Origin of the sequence: Pseudoalteromonas sp. 5Ae-yellow (genome assembly GCF_014077565.1) — a bacterium.
Classification (GTDB): domain Bacteria; phylum Pseudomonadota; class Gammaproteobacteria; order Enterobacterales; family Alteromonadaceae; genus Pseudoalteromonas.
This window is the reverse complement of sequence record NZ_JACGWD010000054.1, coordinates 22,500-32,275: the sequence shown is the minus strand read 5'-3', so window position 1 is coordinate 32,275 and position 9,776 is coordinate 22,500. Positions and strand designations below refer to the sequence as shown.

At 39.2% G+C, this 9,776-nt stretch carries 11 protein-coding genes; 5 read left to right on the top strand and 6 right to left on the bottom strand.

Annotation, left to right across the window (positions count from 1 at the left end; translation table 11 throughout):
- Nucleotides 1-166 precede the first annotated feature (166 nt).
- From H4J63_RS14360 to H4J63_RS14350, 3 genes are all read right to left on the bottom strand, one after another.
- Entirely contained in the window at nucleotides 167-1,168 is a 1,002-nt protein-coding gene (locus H4J63_RS14360; protein WP_310734719.1) for a branched-chain amino acid aminotransferase, read from the bottom strand.
- A gap of 191 nt (nucleotides 1,169-1,359) precedes the next feature.
- Nucleotides 1,360-2,412 carry an acyl-CoA desaturase gene (locus H4J63_RS14355; protein WP_024595642.1) on the bottom strand — a complete coding sequence of 351 codons (1,053 nt, stop codon included), beginning with the start codon at nucleotides 2,410-2,412 and terminating at the stop codon, nucleotides 1,360-1,362.
- On the bottom strand, nucleotides 2,409-3,452 hold the full coding sequence (locus H4J63_RS14350; RefSeq protein WP_182197233.1) for a flavin reductase family protein: 1,044 nt from the start codon (nucleotides 3,450-3,452) through the stop codon (nucleotides 2,409-2,411). The genes H4J63_RS14355 and H4J63_RS14350 overlap by 4 nt, the downstream gene beginning before the upstream one ends.
- A gap of 266 nt (nucleotides 3,453-3,718) precedes the next feature.
- Between H4J63_RS14350 and H4J63_RS14345 the strand changes: the two genes are divergently transcribed.
- The 5 genes from H4J63_RS14345 to H4J63_RS14325 all read left to right on the top strand — a co-directional run bounded on the left by H4J63_RS14345 (nucleotide 3,719) and on the right by H4J63_RS14325 (nucleotide 7,759).
- On the top strand, nucleotides 3,719-4,894 hold the full coding sequence (locus H4J63_RS14345) for a PQQ-dependent sugar dehydrogenase (RefSeq protein WP_182197231.1): 1,176 nt from the start codon (nucleotides 3,719-3,721) through the stop codon (nucleotides 4,892-4,894).
- 138 nt (nucleotides 4,895-5,032) lie between these two features.
- On the top strand, nucleotides 5,033-5,212 hold the full coding sequence (locus H4J63_RS14340; RefSeq protein ID WP_007375469.1) for a DUF6435 family protein: 180 nt from the start codon (nucleotides 5,033-5,035) through the stop codon (nucleotides 5,210-5,212).
- 611 nt (nucleotides 5,213-5,823) lie between these two features.
- On the top strand, nucleotides 5,824-6,351 hold the full coding sequence (locus tag H4J63_RS14335; protein ID WP_182197229.1) for a hypothetical protein: 528 nt from the start codon (nucleotides 5,824-5,826) through the stop codon (nucleotides 6,349-6,351).
- Nucleotides 6,352-7,024: 673 nt separating this feature from the next.
- Nucleotides 7,025-7,279, top strand: coding sequence for a DUF4160 domain-containing protein (locus H4J63_RS14330; protein ID WP_220467221.1), 255 nt, complete (start codon nucleotides 7,025-7,027; stop codon nucleotides 7,277-7,279).
- 36 nt (nucleotides 7,280-7,315) lie between these two features.
- Entirely contained in the window at nucleotides 7,316-7,759 is a 444-nt protein-coding gene (locus tag H4J63_RS14325) for a hypothetical protein (RefSeq protein ID WP_182197226.1), read from the top strand.
- 28 nt (nucleotides 7,760-7,787) lie between these two features.
- Here H4J63_RS14325 and H4J63_RS14320 read toward each other — a convergent pair whose 3' ends face one another.
- The 3 genes from H4J63_RS14320 to H4J63_RS14310 all read right to left on the bottom strand — a co-directional run bounded on the left by H4J63_RS14320 (nucleotide 7,788) and on the right by H4J63_RS14310 (nucleotide 9,747).
- Nucleotides 7,788-8,240: a GNAT family N-acetyltransferase gene (locus H4J63_RS14320; protein ID WP_182197224.1), complete on the bottom strand. Its 453-nt coding sequence runs from the start codon at nucleotides 8,238-8,240 to the stop codon at nucleotides 7,788-7,790.
- A 60-nt stretch (nucleotides 8,241-8,300) separates the two neighbouring features.
- Entirely contained in the window at nucleotides 8,301-8,894 is a 594-nt protein-coding gene (locus tag H4J63_RS14315) for a DUF2238 domain-containing protein (protein ID WP_182197222.1), read from the bottom strand.
- A gap of 61 nt (nucleotides 8,895-8,955) precedes the next feature.
- Nucleotides 8,956-9,747 (bottom strand): SDR family oxidoreductase, encoded by a 792-nt coding sequence (locus H4J63_RS14310; protein WP_182197220.1) that lies wholly within the window; start codon nucleotides 9,745-9,747, stop codon nucleotides 8,956-8,958.
- Between the last annotated feature and the right edge of the window lie 29 nt (nucleotides 9,748-9,776).

The window sequence follows — 9,776 nt, the reverse complement described above, 5'->3', positions numbered from 1 at the left end:
GAGTATGTTCGTTAATCATAATGTGCCCTCAAACAAGATTTGAAGATCTGATCATGACATTGAGATTTAGTTCAAAAAAATCCCCGCTAATTTCTTAGCAGGGATTTGTGTATAAGAGACAGCCGATTAGGTGGCTTTTTAATGCGAGTTGCTGATAAATCTATAATTAGATTTTAGTTAACCAGCCGTGCTTGTCTTCACTTTTACCCCATTGAATATCGTTCAATGCTTGGCGAAGGCGTGCTGTCGTTGGGCCTGGCTCGCCAGTACCTACTTTGTACTCTTTATCGTTATGAATAAATGTACCCACAGCAGTTAGTACAGCTGCAGTGCCCGAAAGCGCCGCTTCAGTGCCTGGTTTAGCAGCACGCTCTAATAGCTCAGTAACGCTAAAGTTACGCTCGCTTACCGTCATACCTAAATCTTTGGCTATGGTTAAAATACTATTACGCGTTACACCATGTAAAAACGTGCTATCGAGCGCTTTAGTAATAATTTCGTTGCCATCAATAAGTATAAAGTTAGCAGCACCGGTTTCTTGTACGTCGCCACCTGGGCAAAATAAAATTTGATCTGCTTGATACTTAGTTCGTGCAGCACTAATAGGAGCTAGTGCACTGGCGTAGTTACCACCACTTTTTACCATACCCATGTGCGGAGCGCAGCGCATGCCATCTTCTTCAAGCAGTACACGTAGTGCAGTTGCACCACCGGCAAAGTAATCACCTACTGGCGATAGTAATGTGTATAAAAGCGAGCTCATTGATGGCGCTGCGGCTTTACCAATTGCAGCCTCAGTACCAATGTGCGTTGGGCGAATATACATAGAACCCGGCGGTAATGGTGTTTCATCTGCGTATTGGCGCATAATATCGATAATCATCGTTTTTAGCATATCGCTGTCAAAACTCGGTAAGCTTAATAGCGCTGAGCTTTGTTGCATGCGTGCAATGTTTGCATCCATTCTAAAAAGATAAACAGAACCATCTTCATGGCGAAAGGCTTTTAAGCCTTCAAAACATGTACTTGAATAATGAAGAACGTGCGCACCAGCATGAAGTTCAAGTTTATCGGAAGGGACAATTGAGCTTTCGCTCCATTTATTATCAGAAAAACGAGCTTGAATCATCTGCGGCATAAACACGGTACCAAATGCGGCCATTTTAATCTCTCTTGTGTGGTCTATTTTCCTCCATTGTATGACAATCACACGCTATTTAACCATAGCTAAAGTAAGGCTTTTTTAATTAACTATGAGAAATTTTTGCAAGTGCTGTTTACTAATTAACCGCACGGGGTGCTATAAACAAAAAAATCGGCTAATGCAGTTACACTAGCCAATTCTTAAAGGTAAATAATTTACTTGAACGAATATCTAATAATACGTTTTAACACTGAGGTATACTGTTTAAAAAAGCTACCTGTATGGTAATCAATACCGTGTTTTTTCAAAACGGCTTGTACTTGAGGTGCAACTTCTTGATAGCGCGAAGACGGCATATCAGGAAATAAGTGATGCTCTATTTGGCAGCTCAAATGCCCCGTTAAAACATGAAACCAATGCGACCCTTTAATATTAGACGAGCCCAGTACTTGGCGATAATACCACTGCCCTTGCGTTTCGTTTACGCAGTCTTCTTGCTTAAAAGTTTGCGTTTCTTCAGTAAAGTGACCACAAAATATTATGGTCGACGTCCATAAATTACGGATTAAGTTTGCCACTAAATTACCCGCCAATACCCATAAAAATAAAGGCCCTGCAAGTAACGGAAATATCGCATAATCTTTAATTAACTGGCGAGCGCCTTTACTAAAAAAGCGTTGCTTTAATGTAGAGTGTGATACAAGCCCTTCGCGGTTTTCTTTCTTTTTACCAATAAAAACACGCTCTGCAGCCAACTCGTGATACGACACGCCCCACTGAAATAACACACTTAAATTAATATACGTAAAAAACTGCCATACATTTTTAAAGCGCCATTTAAAATCATCGCTTAAACGCAACAAGCCATAACCAAAGTCTCTGTCTTTGCCAATAATATTAGTATAAGTATGGTGCTCAAAATTATGTACGCGGTGCCAACTTTGCCCGTCGCACGCTATGTCCCACTCATAATGTTGTGAGTTAAGTTGCTTGTCGTTCATCCAATCGTATTGACCATGCATTACATTGTGCCCAATTTCCATATTGTCTAAAATTTTAGCAAGTGCTAATAGCAATACACCTGCAACCCACAATAATGGCTGAATAAAACCAAGCATTAGCAAAATTCGCCCGCTCCATTCACACACTCGCTGTTTGCGCACAACAGAGCGAATATAGTCGGCATCTTGTTGGCCAACTTTGCCAAGGGTGTCCATTTTAATGGCATCCAGCTCGCTTGCGAGCATGTCGTAGTTAATGTTTTTCATAATTGTAACTCCAAATCACTAACAGGTTGGCTTACGCAAAGTTGTATTAATTGCTCGCCGTTGTCACTCAATTCACCTGTTTTTAAATTACGTACCACGCCAGACTTTTTAATACATTGGCATTGATGGCAAATACCAATACCGCAACCGCGTTTAACGGGTAGCTTTTTTTCTTCAAACTGAGTCAGTAAAACATCGTTGCCCGATACAACATGGGCACTGGCGTTAATTTTTACATTAAATTGGCTATCGTCGTTTAAGCTAGGCAACGCTAAACCAAATGCTTCTTGGTAGTAATTTAGCTTATGCGTTTTAGCAAAATCGCTCACCGTTTGCATAAATGCAGCAGGGCCACAGCAGTAAATGTCTGGGTTTTCCCACGGCTTAATATTGCTGGTTATGTCGCTTGATTGCTCACGCGTTAATAATAAAAACGAAAAATGCTCAAATTGCGCTGCCAACTCACTCAGCTCATCAACACATTGATGCTCAGTGGCTTTTGCGTAATACACTAACGACACTTTTTGCGTAGTTTGGCTTAAGTAATCATCAAGCATAGCCAGCATAGGTGTTATACCCGAGCCGCCTGCAATAAAAGTGGCTGGCGTGTGTGTGTTTTTAAACACAAAGTCGCCGCTTGGCGCAGAAATATTGCACCACAACCCCGCTTTTAATGCGCTGCTAAGTAAGCCAGTAAAGCGCCCTTGCGCATTCGTTTTGATTAGTAAACGCACCAAACCTGTATTTTTAAATTGCTGAGCGCTTGAAGCCACGGTAAAAACGCGTGTTAATAATCGCCCATTAATTTCAAGCGTTAAACTTATATGCTGCCCTGACGTATGCGCCTGCCATTGTTTGCTTGGTTTGAGTTGCACACTTAAAAAACCGCCATCAAGTACAGCTGTACTAACTACTTGCGCTCTAAACTGCCCTGCACGCCACGCAGGTTTAAACACCTGCATTACGGGCTCTATGTAGCCTGCAAAACTTTGATGGTGTAAAAACCATTTTGAAAATTGGTTTAATACTTGAGTCATCATGGTTAAATCTCTATCAAATCTTAATTACTTTGAACTTACACGTGTACGCTCAAACTTCAGCGCACAAGCGTACGCTCAAATTTTAAGTTTTCAACCCCAATAGAGTAATTATTCAATTTTTATTAGCGCAATTTGCTAAAACAATTTCCTGTGATGAGGTAATTTTAAAATATATAAGTGTGCATTTTTCATTCAACTCAACACTTAACAAATTTATTTATGCCATGATAAGGTTATGTAAGATTGGATTAATTTTGGAAGCCATAATGATAAATTTAAGGTCACATAACACACTCCATAAACTAATAAGTGCAGGCTTAGCCGTTGCTATATTTGCTACTAACGCACCCGCGCATGCAAAAAGCGATTACATAAAAAACTATAAACAGCTCGATACTTTATCGCTTAGCGTTAACGCAGTAACAGCGGCAGAAGGTGTGGTTATACCATGGGCTATTGAGCCTTTAGCTAATGGTGATTTACTAATATCTGAGCGCAGTGGAGCGTTATTTTTATTACCTAAAAATACCACTAAATTAACTAAGGTTTCAGGGCTTCCCGACATTGACGCTAATGGCCAAGGTGGATTACTTGATTTATCACTACACACCGATAGTAAGCAAAACCAATGGCTGTACTTTAGTTACTCAAGTAGTGAGGGCAAAGGAAGCGGAAGTAACACCGCCTTAATGCGCGCCAAGCTAAATAGCGATCATACGCAGTTGTCTGATCAGCAATTGCTATACAAAGGCGAGCATAATACTACCAAAGGCCAGCACTACGGCAGCCGTATTGTGTTTGATGATGAAGGTTATGTTTATTTTTCAATTGGCGATCGCGGCTCGCGCGACATAAACCCGCAAGATCTCACTCGCGATGGCGGTAAAATTTATCGCTTACACGATGATGGCCGTATCCCAAGCGACAATCCGTTTGTTAAACAAAAAGATGCAAAACATGCAGCATGGTCTTATGGGCACCGTAATCCACAGGGCATGTGGTTTGATAATCAAAATAATATTTTATGGTCTCACGAACACGGACCACGCGGCGGCGATGAGCTTAATATTATAAAAAAAGGCGCTAACTACGGATGGCCTTTAGTAAGCTATGGCGTTAACTACAGCGGTACCAAGTTTACCGACCTTAAAGAAAAAGACGGCATGCAATCGCCCGTATTACACTGGACCCCTTCAATTGCCCCTTCCGATATGTTGTATGTAACGAGTGATAAATACCCAAAGCTTAAAGGTAAGCTATTATTAGCATCAATGAAATTTGCATTTATTAGCGCACTGGAGCTCTCAAAAGGTAAGGTTGTTAAGCAATATAAAATACTCGATGGAATTGGCAGAGTACGCAGCTTAGCCCAAGGCAGTGATGGTTTTATTTATTTAGGTATTGATGGCCAAGGTATTAAACGCCTGGAGCCACAAACATAAACACTAGTACACAAAATTACACCGTGTTTACTTTGCGCTTTTAAAGTGCAAAGTAAACATTTTCACCAAACAAAGAACTATTAAGCCCATTAATGCGTACACTAACTACATATAATTTAATAAATTAAGAGAATACTAATGTTTTCATTTTTAAAGCCTGATCCCGTAAAAAAACTGCGTAAAGAATACGACGTAAAACTAGAGCAAGGCATGCAGGCACAAAGAAAAGGCGACATTAAAAGCTTTGCCATGTTGAGCGCAGAAGCCGAAAAAATCTGGAGTGAAATAGAAACTCTAGAGGCTAAAAAAGCCAAATAATACCAATCGTGTTAAGTTATTAGACATTTATAGCGACGGATAAATAGAGTGATAACAAGGCATAAATTTCGACATGAAGTTATTCTATATGAGAAATTTATAACGCCGTTAACGCTTTACTTAGCACGCTAGAAAGGCTAAATATTTAAGTCGATTGGTATAAACATCGCGTCTGCCCTGTTTTAAAAGTAGGAAGACGCATTTAGTAAATAATTCATGACCTCGTTTTACTGCTTCCACCATCCGTAAACCATCTTCTATAATATGCTTACACAAACAAGTGTACTTAAAGCGGTTACTTACATTATCGCTGACTTTTTTTAGTGAATATTAAATGATTTAAAATCGGGTTTGGTTTTCATCTTAAATATTTAATTGCTGCATATACGTACCCCGCTGGCGTTTTTCCTCCTAAGTCAAAAAATGAGGACGTTTTCCTCTTTTCTGCATATTGTTAAAGGAACAGCCCGACTTAAAGTTTAATACTCGCAATGTGTTACAGGATTTGTTATTAATATTAAAAATAATTAAAAGGACATACGTTGCTCATAAAAAGAGGAAAGTGTCCTCTGATAAAGCTATTATGCCTCTGTTCATTGTGGGTAATATTTATGGAAAAAGTTGTTGTAGGATTACTTGGTGTTTTATTAGGAATACTAATAAATGAGTATTTTAGGCGTAACGCTAGAATCGAAAAATACTCCGATAAGATATTTGAGAAACGTTTAGAAATATATGAAAACTTTGCTAAAGAAATAAGTACTGCAAATAGTGTAATTACTGAACTTACAAATGCAGAAGAGTTGTCAGTAGAAGATAAAAAAGAGATAGCGTTTCAAGCTGGACTCAAGGTTGTTAAATATACAGATAAATATGAATTCTATTTGAATGAAGAAATTGCAATTCATTGCGGTATGGTTTTTGTGTCTACCGGTGATATCTTTGAAGATGAGATTAATAAAGAGTCATTAGCTGACTTTAGGCAAGGCATCAGGGATGCTAAGTTGATGATTAGAAGTGAAGCGGGTCTGAGTGAAATGGACAACTTTTTCAAGTCTGTTACTAAATCAACTCCTGGTGGTAAATTAATCGAAGGTTATCGTGCAATAAAGAAGCAATATGCAAAGGGCAAGGCATAACAAGCGCTTTAAACGTAACAGAAACAGTTGGTTAATTTTCGCTACGCTACACAATTTTAGCCAACAATTTTTGTCCGCTTAAGTGGGCGTTAGTTTACAAAAGGAGTTTGGCGGTGTTTGAGAGTATTGCGATCTATTCAAAATTAGGATGACACCCATCCTAATTACCTTGAACCGACTTTCCTTTAAATAAAAAGCGGTACATTACAGTGAACAAAGGCATGAATAAATTGACCTTACGGGGTCAAATGAAAGTGAATGCCTTACTTCACGCTGCGGCAACTGTATTGCCTTGTTCATAATATAGAAAAGCTGAAAAACACAATGCATTAATGAGGGTAAGCCCTTTTAACCTAAAATAAAGCGACTAAAGCACACATAATCCCGTCCAAAACGCCAATTAAAACAACACCAAACACTTCTTTATATGCTGCGTAAAAATACAGTAATCAATTGAACCAAAATAGGAACTCAGTTATGGTTTGTTTATCAATAAAAACAAATTTAAAAACGAGTTAATCTACAGGCTCGTTACACGTATGGATAATGCATGAGTCTCGTAGAAGAATTTGATGAGTTACAAGGACTCTTCGCACAAAAAGATTTATTAACTGAGCCAAGTCGGTCATCACGCAGCGGCTTCATGGAAATTCTCTTGGCAAAGAGAAAGAACATGAAAATAAAAATATACCAAGAAAAAGGGCACCACTTACCGCATATCCATATCGACTACGGAAGGCAACAACATGCAGCTAGTTACGCCATCGAAACAGGCGAGCGAATTGAGGGTGACCTATCTAGGAAATATGATAACGATGTTTCTAATTGGCTTGAGCAGAATCGAGATAAAGTTTTAGAAATTTGGCATTCCTTACAAGCGGGTATGCCACATGAGCCACTATTAGTGGGGTTAGCCGGTGACGTGTAACAAAGCATTATGTGCCAGTGCAAAATTAAGTTAGCATTGAGTCTTAGTACCCCATCCAAATTATTAATTAGTGCAGGTGCTATAGCTTCAACTTCTGCGATCTGGCACCTACTCTGTATTTTGGGTGGTCCTAGTTGGTTTGCATTTGCTCGGGCACCTCAACAAATAATCGACTCTTCGATTCAAGGAAGTTTACTTGCTCCAATTGGCACAAAAACCGTTGCAAGCTTAATGTTTGCTTGTACTATTTTTGCTTTTTCTGCAGTTGGTTTAATTCGCAAAGTTCCTCTGCTCAAACCAGCTTTAATTACCATTGTAATGATCTGCTTATTGCGGGGGTTAATTGCGGTTCCTACATTTCTAACGTCTTCAGGTTTAGATACTTGGCAAATTGTAGCAAGTACTGTTTGGTTTTATGTTGGTAATTTTTTTGCCGCTGGTAGTTTAGAACAATATAATCTTGATAAATCAGGAACATAACAAGCTTCTTAAACTCTTCCCCACTTTACTATACCTCTCGAGTATTTCCCTCATACACATCCTCAGGACTTATTTGCATTAGTAGTGCGGGGTCGTCTATAGGTTTAAACCCGTATTGCGCATAAAGGCCATGCGCATCAGAAGTCGCTAATAAAAAGCGCCTGAGCCCTTGCAGCTCAGGATGCTCTACTATCGTTTTAATAAGTAACTTACTCAGCCCATTACCTTGCGAGTGCGGGGCAATAAATACATCGGCTAAATAGGCAAAGGTTGCTTTATCGGTCACTACCCTGGCAAAGCCAACTTGTTCGTTATGAGCGCTGTAAACACCAAAGCACATTGAGTTATCAATAGCCGATTGCATCACGCTTTTAGGGATGCCTTTGGCCCAATAGCTATTAGCAATAAAGTTATAAATAACGTTAAAGTTAAGTTTGCTTTTGTCTGTGCTAATTGAGTAATCACTAGTGTTTGCTGTCATACGTTAGTAGTCTTTTTTACCAATGTTTTTATAAACATTTCTATAGAACGTTCCTATAGCCTATAAATAATCTTTAACGTTTTTTAGCTGTTTGTCGTGTACTTTTGAAAGTACTAATAGCGAGCAAATAGCCCCAAATAACGCCAGTCCCATATCTGATTGGGTATCCCACACGTAACCTTGCGTGCCTAAAAACGCTTCTGCGTTTTCGCCGCTTAACACTGCAACCCACCACTCTATTAATTCGTAAAAGGCGCTAAATGCTAAACATACCGAAATAACAAAAGCGATTAACCAGCCTCGACCATTTACTACTTTTTTGCGCAGTAAAATTTCGCGTGCTAGTAGTGCAGGTACAAAGCCTTGAAAAAAGTGTCCTACTTTATCGTAGTTATTACGCTCACTACCAAATAGGTTATCGAACAAAGGGACTTCGGCGTAGGTGTAATGCCCGCCAATCATCAGCACAATGCAATGCGCTAAAATAAATGTATATAAAATAGGAGTAAGTTTAAAGTGGCTATAGGTACTTGCTAGCAGCACTAAACCAATAATTGCGGGTATAACTTCAAGCAGCCATGTAAATTGATCTTTTGGGTTAATACCAGACCAAATGAATACAATAAAAAACAGGCTCAGCCATAAATACTTCATTTAGAATCCTTTTCTAAATTGATCAAATTTACGGCATTTTACGCCTTTGAAATAAACGACGCTACCTATAGTTTGTTTTTGCGGTAATGCGATTAAACAAAGTAGGAAAAAAGCGCTTAATTGTTGGCGCCCAACCACTTAAACCTTTGCCAATAATCACTTCGTCTTTTTTATTGCTAATGGCACGAATCATTTTTGAAGCCGCTACGCTTACATCCATGCCATTTTCTATCGACTCTTCTGGTTTATTTTGCGCTATGCCTTGCTCGTTTAGTGAGTTATGCGCAATTGCTGTTTTAATAGAGCCAGGGCAAATTGTTAAACAATGAATATTATGTTGTGCTACTTCTGCACGTAGGCAATCCATAAAACCAACAACCGCATATTTAGAACCCGAATAACCTGTTCTAAATTTTGAACCTACTTTACCCGCCACACTACTAATAGACACAATTGAGCCACTGCGCCTTGCCACCATAGTAGGCAATACAGCTTTAGTAAGTGCAATTAAGCCAAAGTAATTAACCTCCATTAATTGGCGATACACGTTAAAATCGTTTTCTAAAAATAAACTGCGCTGCGATACGCCGCCGTTATTAATTAAAATATCTATTACAGGAAGCTCGCTCATTTTTGCTGTTATTGTACTCAGTACATGCTCTGGCTGGGCTAAGTCCAGTGGCACAACTAAGTGCCCTTCGCCTTTAAGCGTTGCTTTTAAATCGTTTAGTTTATCTACATTGCGCGCCGATAAAATAACGCGCGCTCCAAGCTCGGCAAATTGTATAGCAAGCTCTTTACCAATACCTGACGATGCCCCGGTGATCCACACGGTTTTATTATTATATTGCATGCGTTATCTGCCTTTTATTGTTATTTATT